At 68.8% G+C, this 15,774-nt stretch carries 15 protein-coding genes; 4 read left to right on the forward strand and 11 right to left on the reverse strand.

Annotated features, from left to right (window positions below):
* Window positions 1-11: 11 nt before the first annotated feature.
* The 3 genes from kdpB to kdpF form a co-directional block, all read right to left on the reverse strand.
* Window positions 12-2,030 (reverse strand): potassium-transporting ATPase subunit KdpB, encoded by a 2,019-nt coding sequence (gene kdpB, locus ACFPJ1_RS04450; RefSeq protein ID WP_380102367.1) that lies wholly within the window; start codon window positions 2,028-2,030, stop codon window positions 12-14.
* Window positions 2,031-2,092: 62 nt separating this feature from the next.
* A complete protein-coding gene (gene kdpA, locus ACFPJ1_RS04455; RefSeq protein WP_380101533.1) occupies window positions 2,093-3,754 on the reverse strand; it encodes a potassium-transporting ATPase subunit KdpA in 1,662 nt (553 codons plus the stop codon).
* Entirely contained in the window at window positions 3,754-3,843 is a 90-nt protein-coding gene (kdpF, locus tag ACFPJ1_RS04460) for a K(+)-transporting ATPase subunit F (protein WP_132197031.1), read from the reverse strand. The genes kdpA and kdpF overlap by 1 nt, the downstream gene beginning before the upstream one ends.
* Before the next feature lie 330 nt (window positions 3,844-4,173).
* On the opposite strand from kdpF, the gene ACFPJ1_RS04465 reads away from it, so the two are divergent.
* A complete protein-coding gene (locus ACFPJ1_RS04465) occupies window positions 4,174-4,812 on the forward strand; it encodes a hypothetical protein (protein ID WP_380101534.1) in 639 nt (212 codons plus the stop codon).
* Here ACFPJ1_RS04465 and ACFPJ1_RS04470 read toward each other — a convergent pair.
* Window positions 4,809-5,627: a PhzF family phenazine biosynthesis protein gene (locus ACFPJ1_RS04470; RefSeq protein WP_380101535.1), complete on the reverse strand. Its 819-nt coding sequence runs from the start codon at window positions 5,625-5,627 to the stop codon at window positions 4,809-4,811. The two genes, ACFPJ1_RS04465 and ACFPJ1_RS04470, sit on opposite strands and share 4 nt — an antisense overlap.
* Window positions 5,628-5,739: 112 nt before the next feature.
* On the reverse strand, window positions 5,740-6,135 hold the full coding sequence (locus tag ACFPJ1_RS04475) for a RidA family protein (protein WP_380101536.1): 396 nt from the start codon (window positions 6,133-6,135) through the stop codon (window positions 5,740-5,742).
* Window positions 6,136-6,250: 115 nt separating this feature from the next.
* Here ACFPJ1_RS04475 and ACFPJ1_RS04480 point away from each other — a divergent pair, with 115 nt between their 5' ends.
* Complete coding sequence (locus tag ACFPJ1_RS04480; RefSeq protein ID WP_380101537.1) at window positions 6,251-7,375, forward strand: TIGR03118 family protein; 1,125 nt, start codon at window positions 6,251-6,253, stop codon at window positions 7,373-7,375.
* Between the two features lie 99 nt (window positions 7,376-7,474).
* Here the strand turns inward: ACFPJ1_RS04480 and ACFPJ1_RS04485 are convergent, their stop codons facing one another.
* From ACFPJ1_RS04485 to ACFPJ1_RS04505, 5 genes are all read right to left on the reverse strand, one after another.
* Window positions 7,475-8,350 (reverse strand): GNAT family N-acetyltransferase, encoded by an 876-nt coding sequence (locus ACFPJ1_RS04485; RefSeq protein WP_380101538.1) that lies wholly within the window; start codon window positions 8,348-8,350, stop codon window positions 7,475-7,477.
* A 13-nt stretch (window positions 8,351-8,363) separates the two neighbouring features.
* Window positions 8,364-8,924, reverse strand: coding sequence for a bifunctional DNA primase/polymerase (locus tag ACFPJ1_RS04490; protein WP_380101539.1), 561 nt, complete (start codon window positions 8,922-8,924; stop codon window positions 8,364-8,366).
* Entirely contained in the window at window positions 8,917-9,729 is an 813-nt protein-coding gene (locus tag ACFPJ1_RS04495) for a class I SAM-dependent methyltransferase (protein WP_380101540.1), read from the reverse strand. Before ACFPJ1_RS04495 ends, ACFPJ1_RS04490 begins: the two co-directional genes overlap by 8 nt.
* Window positions 9,730-9,823: 94 nt before the next feature.
* On the reverse strand, window positions 9,824-10,387 hold the full coding sequence (locus ACFPJ1_RS04500; protein WP_380101541.1) for a cysteine dioxygenase: 564 nt from the start codon (window positions 10,385-10,387) through the stop codon (window positions 9,824-9,826).
* Between the two features lie 55 nt (window positions 10,388-10,442).
* The gene (locus ACFPJ1_RS04505; RefSeq protein WP_380101542.1) at window positions 10,443-11,381 is read right to left on the reverse strand and encodes an amidohydrolase family protein; all 939 of its coding nucleotides are present in this window, start codon (window positions 11,379-11,381) and stop codon (window positions 10,443-10,445) included.
* Between the two features lie 173 nt (window positions 11,382-11,554).
* Here ACFPJ1_RS04505 and ACFPJ1_RS04510 point away from each other — a divergent pair, with 173 nt between their 5' ends.
* Window positions 11,555-12,568: a LacI family DNA-binding transcriptional regulator gene (locus ACFPJ1_RS04510; protein WP_380101543.1), complete on the forward strand. Its 1,014-nt coding sequence runs from the start codon at window positions 11,555-11,557 to the stop codon at window positions 12,566-12,568.
* A 114-nt stretch (window positions 12,569-12,682) separates the two neighbouring features.
* On the opposite strand, the gene ACFPJ1_RS04515 is transcribed toward ACFPJ1_RS04510, so the two are convergent.
* Window positions 12,683-14,131 carry a GAF domain-containing protein gene (locus ACFPJ1_RS04515; protein ID WP_380101545.1) on the reverse strand — a complete coding sequence of 483 codons (1,449 nt, stop codon included), beginning with the start codon at window positions 14,129-14,131 and terminating at the stop codon, window positions 12,683-12,685.
* Between the two features lie 117 nt (window positions 14,132-14,248).
* Here ACFPJ1_RS04515 and adh point away from each other — a divergent pair, with 117 nt between their 5' ends.
* A complete protein-coding gene (gene adh, locus ACFPJ1_RS04520; protein WP_380101546.1) occupies window positions 14,249-15,772 on the forward strand; it encodes an aldehyde dehydrogenase in 1,524 nt (507 codons plus the stop codon).
* Window positions 15,773-15,774: the final 2 nt, after the last annotated feature.

Here is a 15,774-nt window from a genome sequence, read left to right on the forward strand (position 1 = left end):
TTCTATGCCTCTCAGCCGATGCCCGGGATGAGCGAGATCAGCAGATCGATGAGTTTGATGCCGATGAACGGGGTGATCAGCCCGCCGACACCGTAGATCAACAGGTTGCGCCGCAGCATCGCCGACGCCGACGACGGCTTGTACTGCACCCCTCGCAACGCCAGCGGCACCAGCGCCACGATCACCAGCGCGTTGAAGATCACCGCGGACAGGATCGCCGACTCCGCCGAGTCCAGCCGCATGATGTTCAGCTTGTCCAGGCCGGGGTAGGCCGCCGCGAACAGCGCCGGCAGGATCGCGAAGTACTTCGCCACGTCGTTCGCGATCGAGAACGTGGTCAGCGAACCACGGGTGATCAGCAACTGCTTGCCGATCTCCACGATCTCGATCAGCTTGGTCGGGTTCGAATCGAGGTCGACCATGTTGCCGGCCTCTTTCGCCGCCGACGTGCCGCTGTTCATCGCGACCCCGACATCAGCCTGCGCCAGCGCCGGAGCGTCGTTGGTGCCGTCACCGGTCATCGCGACCAGCCGGCCACCTTCTTGCTCCTTCTTGATCAACGCCATCTTGTCCTCGGGCGTCGCCTCGGCCAGGAAGTCGTCGACCCCGGCCTCCTCGGCGATCGCCTTCGCGGTCAACTGGTTGTCACCGGTGATCATGACGGTCCGGATGCCCATCGCGCGCATCTGGTCGAACCGCTCCCGCATGCCTTCCTTGACCACGTCCTTGAGGTGGATGACGCCGAGCGCCCGGGCCACCCCACCCTTGCTGTCAGCAACGACCAGCGGCGTGCCGCCGGAGGCGGAGATGCCATCCACGACCTCGCCGAGCGCGTTGTCGACCCTGCCGCCCTGGCTGCTGATCCAAGCGTTCACGGCGCCCGCCGCTCCCTTGCGGACCTGCCGGTCGTCGACGTCGACGCCGCTCATCCGGGTCTGGGCGGTGAACTGCACGAACGTTGCGTGGGGCAACTCTCCGGTGTGCCGCTCGCGCAGCCCGTACTGGCTCTTCGCGAGGACGACGATCGAGCGGCCTTCGGGGGTCTCGTCGGCCAGGCTGGACAGCTGCGCCGCGTCGGCCAGTTCGGTCTCGGTGACCCCGGCCAGCGGGATGAACTCCGAGGCCTGCCGGTTGCCCAGCGTGATGGTGCCGGTCTTGTCGAGCAGCAGCGTGTTCACGTCACCGGCCGCCTCGACCGCGCGGCCCGACATCGCCAGCACGTTGCGCTGCACCAGCCGGTCCATCCCGGCGATACCGATCGCCGACAACAACGCACCGATCGTGGTCGGGATCAGACACACCAGCAGCGCGACCAGCACGACGATGCTCAGGTTCACACCCGCGTAGTTCGCGAACGGCGGCAGGGTCACCGTCGCCATCAAGAACACGATCGTCAGGCTCGCCAGCAGGATGTTCAGCGCGATCTCGTTCGGCGTCTTCTGCCGCGACGCGCCTTCGACCAGCGCGATCATCCGGTCGATGAAGCTCTCACCCGGCCGGGTGGTGATCTTCACCACGATCCGGTCCGACAACACCTTCGTCCCACCGGTCACCGCGCTCCGGTCACCACCAGACTCCCGGATCACCGGAGCCGACTCACCCGTGATCGCCGACTCGTCCACGCTTGCGACACCTTCGACGACGTCACCGTCACCGGGAATGACCTGACCGGCCTCCACCACCACGAGGTCGCCGAGCTGCAGCGACGCGGCCGGTACCTCCTGCTCGGTGGTGCGGTCCGCGGACAGCTTGCGGGCCGCCGTTTCGGTCTTCGCCCGGCGCAGCGTGTCCGCCTGGGCCTTGCCACGACCCTCGGCGACAGCCTCGGCCAGGTTGGCGAAGACGACGGTCAGCCAGAGCCAGACGACGATCCACCAGACGAACACGCTGGAGTCGGTGAAGGCGAGGATCGTCGAGGCGACGGCTCCCACCTCGACCACGAACATCACCGGGTTCTTCACCATCACCCGCGGGTCGAGCTTGCGCAGCGCGTCCGGCAGGGAGGTCAGCAGCATCTTCGGGTCGAACAGACCCGACGGTGCTTTTTTCGCCGCCTGCGCCGGGGTCGGCGTAGGAGTATTCAACAGCGTGGTCACAGTCCCTCCGCGAGGGGTCCGAGAGTGAGTGCAGGGAAGTAGGTCAGGCCGGTGACGATCAGCACGACGCCGACGAGCATCGTGACGAACAAGGCCTTGTGAGTGGGGAGCGTGCCTTCGTTCACCGGAACGGGCTGCTGCCGAGCGAACGAGCCGGCCAGGGCCAGCACGAGGACGATCGGGAGGAACCGGCTGAGCAGCATCACGAGGCCCAGCGCGGTGTTGTAGAACGGAACGTTCGCGCTGAGACCGCCGAACGCGCTGCCGTTGTTGTTGCCCGCCGAGGTGAAGGCGTACAGCACCTCGGAGAACCCGTGCGGACTGCCGGTGTTGAAGATCGATGCCCGCGCTGTCTCCAGCCCCATGGCGACCGCGCTGCCGATCAGGATCAAGCTGGGCGTCGTCAGGATGTACAGCGAGACCAGCTTCATCTCGCGGGCGGTGATCTTCTTCTTCAGGTACTCCGGGGTCCGGCCGACCATCAGGCCGGCGACGAAGACCGCCAGCACGGCGAGCACGAGCATGCCGTAGAGACCTGCGCCGACACCGCCTGGTGTGACTTCTCCCAGCATCATGTGGAACAGCGCGGTACCGCCGCCCAGTGGGGTGTACGAGTCATGCGCGGCGTTGATGGCACCTGTGGAGGTACCTGTCGTGGTCGAGGTGAAAAGGGTCGACGCCCATTCCCCGAACCGCGTCTCCTTACCTTCCATCGCAGCCCCGGCCGCGCGGGTCGCAGTACCGGCGCCGTTGACCTCGAAGATCGTCGCGGCGAACGTGAACGCGGTCCACAGGGTGGCCATCACGCCGAGGATCGCGTAGCCCTGCCGCTTGTCCTTGACCATCAGGCCGAAGGTGCGGGTCAAGGCGACCGGGATCACCAGCATCAGGAAGATCTCGAACAGGTTCGACAGCCCGTTCGGGTTCTCGAACGGGTGCCCGGAGTTGGCGTTGTAGAAGCCACCACCGTTGGTGCCCAGTTCCTTGATGACTTCCTGGCTCGCTACCGGACCACCGGGAAGCGTCTGGCTCTGGCCGACCACGGTGGCCACCTCGTGACCGCCGGACAGGTTCTGGACGACACCCATCGCGACCAGGACCAGACCGCCCAGTACCGCGATCGGCAGCAGGACCCGGATCACCGTCCGGGTCAGGTCGACCCAGAAGTTGCCGAGCCGCTCGGTCTTGGACCGGGAGAAGCCGCGGATCAGCGCGACCGCGACGGTGATGCCGACCGCGGCGGACAGGAAGTTCTGCACCGCGAGGCCGGCGAACTGGACCAGGTGGCCCATCGTCACCTCAGGCGAGTACGACTGCCAGTTGGTGTTCGCCACGAAGGACGCCGCGGTGTTGAAGGCGAGCCCTTGTTCGACGTTGGGCAGACCCAGCGACAGCGGCAGGTGTGACTGGAGCCGCTGGAGGAGGTAGAGCAGGATCATGCTGATGGCCGAGAAGGCGATGATCGAGCGGGCGTAGACGGCCCACGTCTGGTCTGCCTTGGAGTCGACCCCCAGCAGTCTGTAGGTACCTCGTTCGACCCGAGAGTCCTTCTCGGACGTGTAGACCCGGGCCATGTAACCGCCCAGCGGGCGGTAGACGGCCGCCAGGAGCGCGACCAGGAGGCCGATCTGAAGCAGACCGGCTGCGGTGTCGGACATCAGAACCTCTCGGGGAAGATCAGGGCGGCGATCAGGTAGAGGACCAGAGCCGCGGCCACCACGAGGCCGGCGATGTTCTCAGTGCTCACAGCTTCTCCACCCCTCGCAGTGCGAACCAGACGGTCGCGAACGTGGCAATGGTCACGGCGAGGAACAGCACGTCTTTCATGGCCGGCCCCACCCCTCGACAAAAGTGGTCATGCGTTCACTGCACACCGCTGGCTGCCAGGTCCGGAGCCTTCTCGCAGGCCTCTCACAGCCACTCACACACCTCTCACGGCTCTCTCACACGAGAGTCCCGAGCGGGCGGCCGGGGAATAAACCCGCCTGTTTCCGGACACGACTTCGTCTGCGGCAGCCGAGTGCGCATACTTACGCCTGGCAATCAGAGGCCCCCACCAGAGTTAGGGACGAACTCAGTGACTGAAGTGGACAACCAGGAGCTCACGACCACCGGGGAGCAGTTCTTCTCCGAGGAGTCGCGCAAGGCGCTGGCCGAGGCGAGCCGCCTGCTGGCGGAGCGCCTGCAGGCCCACACCGAGGCCCTGCTGGCGATGACCGGCGACGAGGAGCAGGCCGGCCTGTACGAGCAGAACGCCGCGCTGGAGGAGCTCGTCGAGGGCTGGAACGACGCGGTCTACGAGCACACCGGAACCGCGCCGCTGCTGCTCGACGACGAGCTCGAGGACGAAGAGGACGAGGAAGAGCCCGAGGAGCAGGACCAGGTGATCAGCGTGGTGTCGCGGTTCGACCTGCGCGTGGTCGACCTGGAGGCCCTGCTCGAGGCCGGCCGCGCCGCACAGGAGCGGCACCCCGCCGAGCTGGACGAGTCCGGCGAGCGGGAGCCGGTGGAGTCGGCCGAGCAGGCCATCTACGAGATCAGCCGCGAGGTCGGCGAGGCGTGGTTCGAGCTGCCCGGGGTGGACCTGGTCGCCGGAGCCCGCGCGTACGTCGTACCGGAGTATCCGTTCGAGCCGCTCGAAGCGGACGCCGAGGACGTGCTGACCGAGGTGAGCGCCCCCAACGGCGCGATCACCCACGCCGAGACCTGGGCCTAGACGGTCAGCTCACCGTCGAGCACGGTGATCGCACGGCCGGTGAGGTAGACCCGCTCACCTGCCAGTACTACGTGCACGATGCCGCCTCGGGTGGACGCCTGGAAACCGACCAGGCGCTCCCGCCCGAGGCGCTTCGCCCAGTACGGCGTCAGCCCGGTGTGGGCGCTGCCGGTCACCGGATCCTCGGGGATCCCCTGGGCCGGGGCGAAGAACCGCGAGACGAAGTCGTACTCCGAGTCCGTGGCCGGGGCGGTCAGGATGGTGCCGCGCAGGCCGTTGGCCCGGGTGAGCACGGCCAGGGCGGCCAGATCCGGGGTTGCGGAGCGGACAGTCGCCTCGTCCTCGACCACCACCAGCAGATCGCCGAGTGGATCGGTGCGGTGAACCTCGGACGGCTCGGTTCCGAGCGCAGCGGTCAGGCCCTCCGGCGCTTCGATGGCCGTCGGGACCGAGACGGGGAAGTCGAGCGTGATCGCCTGGTCCTCTCCGACCTCGGCGACCAGGATGCCGCTGCGGCTGTTGAAGCGGACCTTGCCGCCGAGCAGACCTTCGGCGGCCATCGCGTGGGTGGTGGCGAGGGTCGCGTGGCCGCACATCTGGGCCTCGACCGCGGGGGTGAACCAGCGCAGGTCCCAGTCGGCGTCCTCCCCGGCCGGGAGCGGACGCGCGAAGGCGGTCTCGGACAGGTTCATCTCCGCCGCCACCTGTTGCATCCAGGTCTCCTCCGGCCAGGGGCCCGCTTCCAGCAGGCAGACTGCCGCCGGGTTGCCCGCGAAGGGCCGGTCGGTGAACGCGTCGACGATCCTGATCCGCATACACCCGACGCTAGGTGACCAGGCCCCCACCGATCCATAGCCACTCCCCGACCACTGGCCACGCCGCGCCTCGCCGGCCGGCCGGCCTCAGCCCGCGGGGCGGAGTACGGGCTCAGCCGGCGGCGACGGCTTCGATCTCGAGCAGCCACTCCTCGGAGTAGATGTCGCAGATGATGATCGTGAGCGCCGGAGAGTGGCCGCCGAGGATCTCTTCGCGGATCTTGGAGTTCGCGGCGCGGTACTGGCGGTCGGACAGATAGGTCGTCACCTTCACCAGGTTGCGGACGCCCAGGTCGGCCTCGGCGAGGACGGCAAGCACGTTGCGCCAGACCATCCGGCACTGGTCCTCGAACGCGGCCGGGATCTTGCCCTGCTGATCAGCCCACGGCACCTGCCCGCTGACGAACACCAGCCGCCCGGCGCCGGTCACCTGGACACCGTGCGTGTAGTTCCCGGTCGCCGCCGGCAGGATCGGCGGGTTGAGCGGCTGGATGGCGAGCGCGTTCATCGGTTTCCCCTCAGGGTCGTTGTCCGGTCCTCATGAATACCTTGAAAAAGGTTGAACCGGCAGCGTCAGCCACACGTGTTGGGGTTGTTCAGCTTCCTAGTGACAGGAATGTGTCATGTCGCTTTTCCGTTCTAAGGGCCGACCACTCGCCGTCGCGACCGCCGTACTCGGCGGGCTCGCACTGGTTGCGCCCAGTACAGCCAGCGCGCACGATTCCCACGGTCACGGTTCGCGCGACCTCGCGGTACAGCAGGTCAATCTGGTCTCGGACGTGCCGGGCAAGGCGCCGCTGCTCGACGCCGACCTGGTGAACCCATGGGGTCTCTCGCTCGGCGCGGCCACCCCGCTGTGGGTCTCCAACCAGGGCACCTCGTCCTCGACCCTCTACTCCTCGGCCCCCGGCGCGACCACCGCGACCAAGGTGCCGACCATCCGCGTGACCGTCCCGGTCCCGACCGGCCAGGTCAGCAACCCCGGCACCGGGTTCGTGCTCAGCAACGGCACCGCCAGTGGGCCGGCCCGCTTCATCTTCGCCACCCTGACCGGTCAGATCGCCGCCTGGGGACCGCCGGTGAGCCCGCTGATCGGGGCCGCCGAGATCAAGGCGACCGTGCCCGGTGCGTCCTACACCGGCCTCGCCTTCGCGACCGCCAAGCACGGCGACCAGTTGTACGCCGCGAACTTCGCGCAGGGCCGGATCGACGTCTTCAACAGCACCTTCCAGAAGGTCGCGCAGCCGCGGTGGGCGTTCCGCGACTCCCACCTGCCCAAGGGCTACAACCCGTTCAACGTGCAGACGCTGAACGGCCGGATCTTCGTCGCCTACGCCAAGATCGACCCGACGACGGGCCGCAACGCCAGCGGCCGGGGCCTCGGCTTCGTCGACGAGTACACCGTGAACGGCAAGTTCGTCGCACGGATCGCCTCCCGCGACACCCTGAACGCGCCGTGGGGTCTGGCGATCGCTCCTGCCTCGTGGGGTAAGCAGGCGGGTTCGCTGCTGGTCGGCAACTTCGGCGACGGCCGCATCAACGTCATCGCACCCAAGTCCCACGGCCGCTTCGCGTCGAAGATCTCCGGCCAGGTCAAGAACAGCGCCAACGGTCGCACCCTGGTGATCCCCGGCCTGTGGGCACTCCTGCAGGGCACCGCCACCACCGGCGGCACCGACTCCCTCCTGTTCTCGGCGGGCATCGACAACGAGACCCACGGCCTCGTAGGCGTCCTGCGTCACCCGTAACCCACGACTCACGGGGGATCGAGAGGCTGAGGATGCCAGGGGGATCCTCAGCCTCTCTCCACGCAGGCGTTCCTGTACTGCGGCGCGGGTTGCCAGCCTTCAGGTGAGGGCTTTCTCGAACCAGTGGTGGGCGTAGGGCTCGGTGTTGAAGGCGGGAACCTCGCGGTAGCCGGCCGCGCGGTAGAGGGAGATCGCCTCGGTCAGGTTCTTGTTGGTTTCCAGACGGAGTACCGCGGAGCCGTGGGTGGCGGCTTGGTTCTCCAGCTCGGTGAGCAGGCGGCGGCCTAGGCCGAGGCCGCGCACGGCAGGCGACACCCACATCCGTTTGACCTCGGTTGGTTCGCCTTCGTGGAACTTCAGGCCACCGCACCCGACCGGCTCGGAGTGCAGCGTCGCGACCAGCAGGAGACCTGCGGGCAGGGTGAGCTCGTCCACGCCGGCCGAGATGCTCCGGGCGTGGTCGAACCCGGCCTCGAAGCGCTCACCCAGTTCGTCGAAGTACGACTGCAGGCAGAGCCGCGCGTCCGGGTGCCGTGGGTCGACGATCGCGACCTGGACCGTCGACGCGATCAGCAGCCGCTCGACCTCGCCCATCGCGGCGACCAGCCGGGCCTGCTGCTTGTCGCTCAACGGCTGGAGGATCGACGCGGCGAGTTCGTCCGACCGCTGATCCAGCACCGCCCGCTCGGCCAGGCCCTGGGCAGTCAGCCGGGCTGTCCGCACCCGGCCGTCGTCGCCGTTCTGCTCGACCTCCACCAGCCCGTCGCTCTCGAGGGCGCGGAGCAGCCGGCTCAGGTAGCCGGAGTCGAGGTCGAGCCGGGACCGGAGCGAGCGGAGGTCGCACCCGTCCGCCCCGATCTCCCACAGCACCCGCGCCTGCCCGAGCGGCCGGTCGCGGGACATATAGGCGTCGTTCAGCGCGCCGATCCGCTGCGTGACCGTCCGGTTGAATCTCCTGACGTCAGTGATGGCCATTCCCTGACTATAGTCAGAGAAATACCTGGTCAACAGCATCTCTCCGCTGGTACGGCTGCCAGCGGGTCAGGTACGGATGCACCAGCCATCGGATCCGCCCGGTCGACTCCAGCACCGTTCCCGGTGCCGCCACCCACCCCACCGCCGCACCCGGTCCAGCAGCAGCCGAGGTGGAGTGCAGTACGCCACCGGCGCGGGCGACCCGATCCGGCTCCATCGACCCCGGCACCAGGAAGAACCACCACCGCCGGCCGACGGGCGCCATCGCCGTCGGGCAGGTGGCCTTCAGCTGCTGATTCAGCAACGCGCCGTACTCCGGTGGGACGTCGAGCACCTCGAACCCCTCGGTCACCAAGGCGATCTCCCACGCCCGCTCCCGCCACACCACCTCCGCCCGGGCTCCGTCCCGCACGGCCGCACCGGCAAGGTGCGGATCCACGCACGCCCTCCCGCAAGGACATCGCCCGAGGCGCGGCACGATCAGCGGCGCCACGGGCCACCCGTTCACGGCGTACCGTATGGCCCGTTCGCGCAGCCTGCGCACCTGGCCGCGCCCGATCCAGCCATCAGGCACGCTGACCGACCGCGAACAGCAGCGAACTCGACGGCGTCAGCTCCGGGCAGCGATCGGCGAGCCGCGAACACTCCAGCGCGGTCTTCAACGGATCCGGCTCCCGCAGGCTCTCCGGCGGCGGCACGTCTCGGAAGTGCGCGTCGATCGCGACCGTCAGCCAACCGCCCGGCCCGGTCAGCCCGTGCACCGTCACGGAGCGCAGCCCCGCGTTCGTCAGTTCCGTCCGCAGTTGCGTGGTCGTGTGGTACGTCGTCTCCGCCATCCGGTCGTTGTCCGGGCTGAACCCGGTCTCGAGGATGTCCGCCACGATCCCACGCCGCAGCAGCAAGGTATTGGCGAGCATGGACCCGATCAGGTTCGCCGCCCGGTTGATCGCGACCACCGCGATGAAGCCGCCGGGCCGGATCACCCGGATCGCCTCGCGCAGCGCCAGCCGCCGATCCGCCGCCTCCGGCAGGTGATACATCGGACCGGCGAGCAGCACGGCGTCGAAGTACTCGTTCTCCCACGGCAACCGCCGCGCATCCCCTTGTACTGCGCTGATGCCCGCGGCCGTGGCTTGTTCCACGTGGTGCTGCACCGGATCGAGCAGTTCGACCTCGTACCCGCGGTCCATCAACCAGCTCGCATGTACACCGGGTCCGCCACCGACATCCGCCACCACGGCGGGAGGTTCGGGGAGGTAGCGGGTGAGCAGGTCGTGGACCCGGGCTTGTTCCAGCCGGCCTTTCAAGGTCGAGCTCAGCCGAGTCGCCTCGTCGTGCCGGGTCGTGTAGTGGGCCTCGATATCCAACTGGGTCGTCATGCCAGCCGAGTCTGGTCAGCGGCTCAGCCCCGCGGCAGGCCAGATCGCGGGGCAACCCGGGGCAGATCCGCTGGCTGCCGCAAGGCCCGGCGGGCTAGTCCAGGGGGCGGAGTTCGTCGGCGTAGGAGACGGAGACCCGACGGAGGACGCCTTCCTTGACCGAGTACTGGCCCATGCGCCACAGCGGCGGGCTGTAGGCGTGGACGGTGACGCTGCCCTTGTCCAGGCCGACCACGCGGTGGATGTGGTCCGGGCCGAAGCCGTAAACGTCGCCCGCCTCGATCTCGGTCTCGATCGACTCGGTGCCGATCGCGAGGTTGTGCTCGACGAGCTTGCCGCGGGCTACCGCGACGGCGCCGGAGGAGACGTCGTGGTCGTGCCAGCCGGTGTCGTTGACCGGGGTCCAGCAGATCAGCCAGACGTCGACGTTGGCGTCGCGGTGCAGCGAGGCGAAGACGCGCTCCTCGTCGCTGTAGGCGACCTTGTCCTCCCACAGGTGCGGCTGGGCCGCGATCCCGCCGGCGAGCTCGGCCAGCTCGGCAGGGTCCAGATCACGTCCGGGAAGTTTGTCCAGCGACAGACAGTCGTTGAGCTCCACGAGCCGGCTGGCCTGGCGCGCGGGAACGACGGGTGCGTCGGAAACGGGCTGAGCAGTCACTGCACTCCCCTCTCGGAGATGCTGCCGATCCAGGACCGGCAGGTGGTCGGATACCTCACCGCAAGCGCGGGGAGGGCTTGTCCCGCCGCGGGCGCGGCGAGAGATCTGCGGCACCGAACAGCAGCCGGTGCGGGTTGTCGTGGCGGATCACCGCGGTGGCGGCGTCGCCCTGACGGAGGTCGACGGTCCCGGCGTACGGCCGGTCGGTGCCGTGCACGACCTGGTCGATGCCGAGGACCCGGGCGACCGCGTCGATCCCCTGCGGGCCGTAGCTCGAGGTGTCGACGTACAGGTTGGGGTCGATGGTGCCGAGACGGCCGCCGCGAGCGGTCAGCCTCTCGTGGTGGACCGGAGCCAGGCCGGCCGCGGCAACGAAGCAGAGCCGCAGGCGCGGGAACGCGGTACGGCCGCCGAAAGCGTGCCAGGCCCACCAGGCCGCTTGCAGTTGGAGCGAGTAGTCGACCACCGGGCACCACCAGCCCGGCAGGTCCTCGGTCGGCGGTGCGGGCGTGCCCGGGTGGACGAGGATCGGCTTGTTCACCCGCTCGGCAAGGGCCAGCAGGTCGCTCAGCTGAGCCCAGCCGGCCGGAATGCCGACGACCTCGGCCGGAAGCTGCACACCGAGAAATCCCTTGTCCAGAACGGATTCCAGGCCGGTGAGGTCCGGCTCGAGAAGATTGACGGCCGCCCAGGGTTTGAAGGGTTCGGGCAACGCGGCCGCGCCGCTGTGCCACGCATCGAGCAACGCCTGGTCACCGAGATGCTCGATCCCGAGAGGGCTCGACAGCGACAACCCGACCAGGGCGACCCCGTCCCCCAGTTCCTGAGCCAGCCGCTTGTCGACGGCGTGTGCCGCCGGGTCCACCTCGTACGGCGCTTCGCCGGTCGTGTGCAGGGTCCAGCCGTCCAGGTACGGCGGCTCGGTCCGGGCCCGGAGGCGGTCGGCGAACTCGGCCGGCCACAGGTGCTGGTGCACGTCGATCACACCGTTCACAGGCCCTCCTCTCGCTGGTCGCCGGATCCCTCGGGGCTGGTCACGAGGGAAACTTTGAAGCGCTTCACAACACTTGCAGTGAAGCGCTTCAAAGGCTGTCTTGTCAAGTCGTGTCTCAGCACCGGCGACCTGTCGGCAGGCTTTTGTCGGCGGGGTGCCCTAGGGTCGATCACATGTCCGGAACTGGCCGCAGGCCGACCCTCAAGGACATCGCAGCGGAGACCGGCCTCTCGATGGCGGCCGTCTCCTACGCCCTGCGAGGTCTGCAAGGAACCGCGGAGACGCAGCAGCGGGTGCAGGACGCCGCCGAGCGCCTCGGGTACCAGGCCGACCCCGTGGCCCGTGCCCTCGCCTCCGGCCGGAGCGGTTCGGTGGGCGTACTCTGCGCCTCGCTCGAGGATCTCTGGCAACAGCGCCTGGCCGCCGCCCTCGGCCGCGAACTCCTGGCCCCGGACCGGAACGCCTGGATCATCGACTCCGCCGGCGACGCCGACCGGCAACTGCAGCTCGCCCAGCACCTGGTCGACCATCGGGCCGACGCGATCGTGGTGATCCCGATCGACCCGGCCGCCAAGAGCTGGGCCAAGATCGCCCAGCAGGCGCCGGTGATCGCGATCGGCGACGCGCTGCCGGCCGCGAAGGCGAAGTCCGAGGTTCTCTTCGACAACGAGTCCGGAGTCAGTACCGCGCTCCGCCGGCTGGCCGACGCGGGTCACCGCACCGTCGCCGTCCTGAGCCCGTCCCGCCGGGTCGAGATCGAGAGCCCCGTGGAGGAGATCGCCCTGCGGATCGCGGCCGGGCTGAAGCTGAAGGTCCGCATCATCCCGTGCCCGCACGACCTGGGCGGCGCGACCGAGGTCGCTCGCGAGCTGCTGACGTCCAAACAACGGCCAACCGGCATCCTGGCGCTGGCCGACTCGATGGCCTTCGGGGTGTACGCCGCCTGCCGGGAGCTCGACATCCGCATCCCGGAGGACTTGTCCCTCCTCGGGTACGACGACCAACCGATGTCCCAGCTGCTGACGCCGCCGCTGTCCACCTTCCACTGGCCGCTCGACGACCTGGTCGCGGACGTCGTCGCCCGGGTCACCTCGGCCGTCGACACGAACCGCCGGGTCCGCCGTACCACGGTCGAACCGACCCTGATCGAGCGCGGCTCGGTCGCCGCCCCGCCTGCGAGGGCGTGACGACGACGCTGAGTCACCCACGACGGCCACACCCGCGAAACTAGACTAGATCAGTGCACTTAAATTCCACTGTCCACTATCTGGATAACCGGATTGCCGGCCGGACAGGTGGGATCAGCGGGCGAGACGGTCCAGCCGGGCAGTGACCGCCGGGCGCCGGTGGTCGGTGCTGGGCAACGCCCGCTCCAGCGCCTCGAAGACCTCCATGTCCTCGGCGCCGGTCGCCGTCTGTGCGAACCGCCAGATCAGGTCGGAATCCCCTGAGTCCAGTACTGCGCGGCGCAACGTCGCGTCGAGCTCGTCCCGCTCCGCCCGTAAGGCCGGCGCGTCGGACCGCCCGAGCAGCGGCCCGGCGTACAGGTCGAGTGCCTTGCGGAGTTCTCCGCGGCGGACGGCGACCTGTACGTCGGTGACGTCGCCCGACACGTCCGCGAGGATCCGGTACGGCTTGGTGTCCAGGATGCCGGCGCCGAGCAGGTTCCGCAGCCTGTGCATCTCCGCGCGGACCGTGGTCGGGTTCCCCTCGTCGCCGTACAGCTGCAGCATCAACTGCTCGGCCGTGAGGCCGGACGGGTGGAGCAGGAGCAGGGCGAGCACTTCCGCGCGGCGCAGCGTCAGGGCGATCTCCCGGCCGCCGACGATCGCGATCGGCTGACCCGAGCCCAGCAGTTTGAGCCGCAGCGAGCGGCGGTGCCGGCGTGCCGCGCCCGGGATGCGCAGCAGGTAGCCCTCGTCGAGTTGTTCGACCACGGCCTCGCGACCGTCGCCGAGCTCGATCCGCTCGGCGCCGCCGGAGATGTCGAGGCGGTCTGGCAGCCAGGCGAGCGGCTGCACGGCGAGCACCCGGCCGGTCGGCGTCAGCAGCGCGCCGGGGGCATCGCCGAGGGCGGTCAGGTGCCGCATGTTGCGGGCGCGGAGCTGCTCGTCGGCGGCGGCCATCCGGACCCGGAGCTGTCCCTCGGCCAGCTGAGCGGCCGCGGTCACCAGCGCCATCATCGCGGGGTGCACCGTGCGCAACGGACCCGAGACATCGACCGCGCCGATCAGTTTGCCGGTGTCCGGGTCGTGCACGGGGGCGGCGGCACACGTCCACGCGTGGATGCGGCGTACCAGGTGCTCGGCCGAGTGGATCTGCACGGGCTGGTCGGCGGCGAGCGCAGTACCCATGCCATTGGTTCCGATCGCGTCCTCTGCCCAGACGGCGCCTTCGGACAACGCGATCCGGTCGGCCTGGCGGCGTACGTCGGCGGCACCCTCGCGCCACAGGATGAGACCCTGGGCGTCGGTGATGATCATGATGTGAGACGCCTCGTCCGCGATCGTGGTCAGCGTTTCCCGCAGTACCGGCAGGACCGCGCGGAGCGGATGGTTCTCCCGCAGCGTCTCCAGCAGGTCGGCCGAGACGACCACCGGCGGCGCGTCCAGCTCGGGGTCGACCGAGGCCGCGAGTGACCGTTGCCAGGACTCCGCGACAAGGGGCCGTGGCGTGGCAGGTGCCCGGCTTTCGCCGAGCACCTCGTCGTACAGCTCACTGAGCCGGCGCGCTTCCTGCGCTGCGTCCACGCTTTCAGCCTCGCCCGGAACCGCCCCGCGTTCAAGAGCGGAGAGTGATGCAACGTCGATGCAACGTCGCGGGACCTACGGTGCGGCCAACCGCCAAACCCCTTCGTTGGAGGATCAATGACGATCTATGCAGCTCCCGGGCAGGACGGCAGCCCGGTCGAGTTCAAGTCGCGTTACGACCACTACATCGGCGGCGAGTGGGTGCCGCCGGCCAAGGGCGGCTATTTCGAGAACCCGACTCCCGTGACCGGTGAGAACTTCACCGAGATCGCGCGGGGCACCGCCGACGACGTCGAGCTCGCGCTCGACGCCGCCCACGGGGCGGCGCCGGGCTGGGGCCGGACGTCGTCGGCGGAGCGCGCGAACATCCTGAACAAGATCGCCGACCGGATCGAGGACAACCTCGAACTGCTCGCGGTCGCCGAGACCTGGGACAACGGCAAGGCCGTCCGGGAGACGCTGGCCGCCGACATGCCGCTGGCGATCGACCACTTCCGGTACTTCGCCGGCGCGCTGCGGGCCCAGGAGGGCTCGATCTCGCAGGTCGACGACGACATGGTCGCGTACCACTTCCACGAACCGCTCGGCGTGGTCGCGCAGATCATCCCGTGGAACTTCCCGATCCTGATGGCGACCTGGAAACTCGCGCCCGCGCTGGCGGCGGGGAACGCCGTGGTACTGAAGCCGGCCGAGCAGACACCCGCCTCGATCCACGTGCTGATGGAGCTGGTCGGCGACCTGCTCCCGCCGGGCGTGCTGAACATCGTCAACGGGTTCGGCGTCGAGGCCGGCAAGCCGCTTGCCTCCAGCAACAGAGTCGCCAAGGTCGCGTTCACCGGTGAGACCACGACCGGCCGGCTGATCATGCAGTACGCGTCGGAGAACATCATCCCGGTCACGCTGGAGCTCGGCGGCAAGAGCCCGAACATCTTCTTCGACGATGTGGCGAACAGCAAGGACGACTTCTACAACAAGGCGCTCGAGGGCTTCACCATGTTCGCGCTGAACCAGGGCGAGGTGTGCACCTGTCCGTCCCGCGCGCTGATCCAGGCCGGCATCTACGACTCGTTCCTGACCGACGCGAAGGCCCGGACCGAGGCGGTCAAGCAGGGCAACCCGCTCGACACCGAGACGATGATGGGCGCCCAGGCCAGCAACGACCAGTACGAGAAGATCCTGTCCTACATCGACATCGGCAAGGCCGAGGGCGCCAAGGTGATCACCGGCGGCGAGAGGGCCGACCTCGGCGGCGACCTGAGCGGCGGCTACTACGTCCAGCCGACCATCTTCGAGGGCGAGAACAAGATGCGGATCTTCCAGGAGGAGATCTTCGGCCCGGTCGTCTCGGTGACGAAGTTCGACGACTACGCCGACGCGATGAAGATCGCCAACGACACCCTGTACGGGCTCGGCGCGGGCGTCTGGTCGCGGGACATCAACACGGCGTACCGGGCGGGTCGGGAGATCCAGGCCGGCCGGGTCTGGACGAACTGCTACCACGCGTACCCGGCGCACGCGGCCTTCGGTGGGTACAAGAACTCCGGCATCGGGCGCGAGAACCACAAGATGATGCTCGACCACTACCAGCAGACGAAGAACCTGCTGGTCAGCTACAGCCCGACCCCGGACGGGTTCTTCTAAAC

The sequence above is a fragment of the Kribbella qitaiheensis genome (genome assembly GCF_042657745.1).
Classification (GTDB): domain Bacteria; phylum Actinomycetota; class Actinomycetes; order Propionibacteriales; family Kribbellaceae; genus Kribbella; species Kribbella qitaiheensis.

Bases quoted from the DNA above. Each gene is read 5' to 3' on its own strand.
- ACFPJ1_RS04475 (WP_380101536.1), bottom strand. From the start codon at position 6,135: ATGAACGCGCTCGCCATCCAGCCGCTCAACCCGCCGATCCTGCCGGCG.
- ACFPJ1_RS04495 (WP_380101540.1), bottom strand. From the start codon at position 9,729: ATGACGACCCAGTTGGATATCGAGGCCCACTACACGACCCGGCACGAC.
- adh (WP_380101546.1), top strand. From the start codon at position 14,249: ATGACGATCTATGCAGCTCCCGGGCAGGACGGCAGCCCGGTCGAGTTC.
- ACFPJ1_RS04470 (WP_380101535.1), bottom strand. From the start codon at position 5,627: ATGCGGATCAGGATCGTCGACGCGTTCACCGACCGGCCCTTCGCGGGC.
- ACFPJ1_RS04510 (WP_380101543.1), top strand. From the start codon at position 11,555: ATGTCCGGAACTGGCCGCAGGCCGACCCTCAAGGACATCGCAGCGGAG.
- ACFPJ1_RS04480 (WP_380101537.1), top strand. From the start codon at position 6,251: ATGTCGCTTTTCCGTTCTAAGGGCCGACCACTCGCCGTCGCGACCGCC.
- ACFPJ1_RS04485 (WP_380101538.1), bottom strand. From the start codon at position 8,350: ATGGCCATCACTGACGTCAGGAGATTCAACCGGACGGTCACGCAGCGG.
- kdpA (WP_380101533.1), bottom strand. From the start codon at position 3,754: ATGTCCGACACCGCAGCCGGTCTGCTTCAGATCGGCCTCCTGGTCGCG.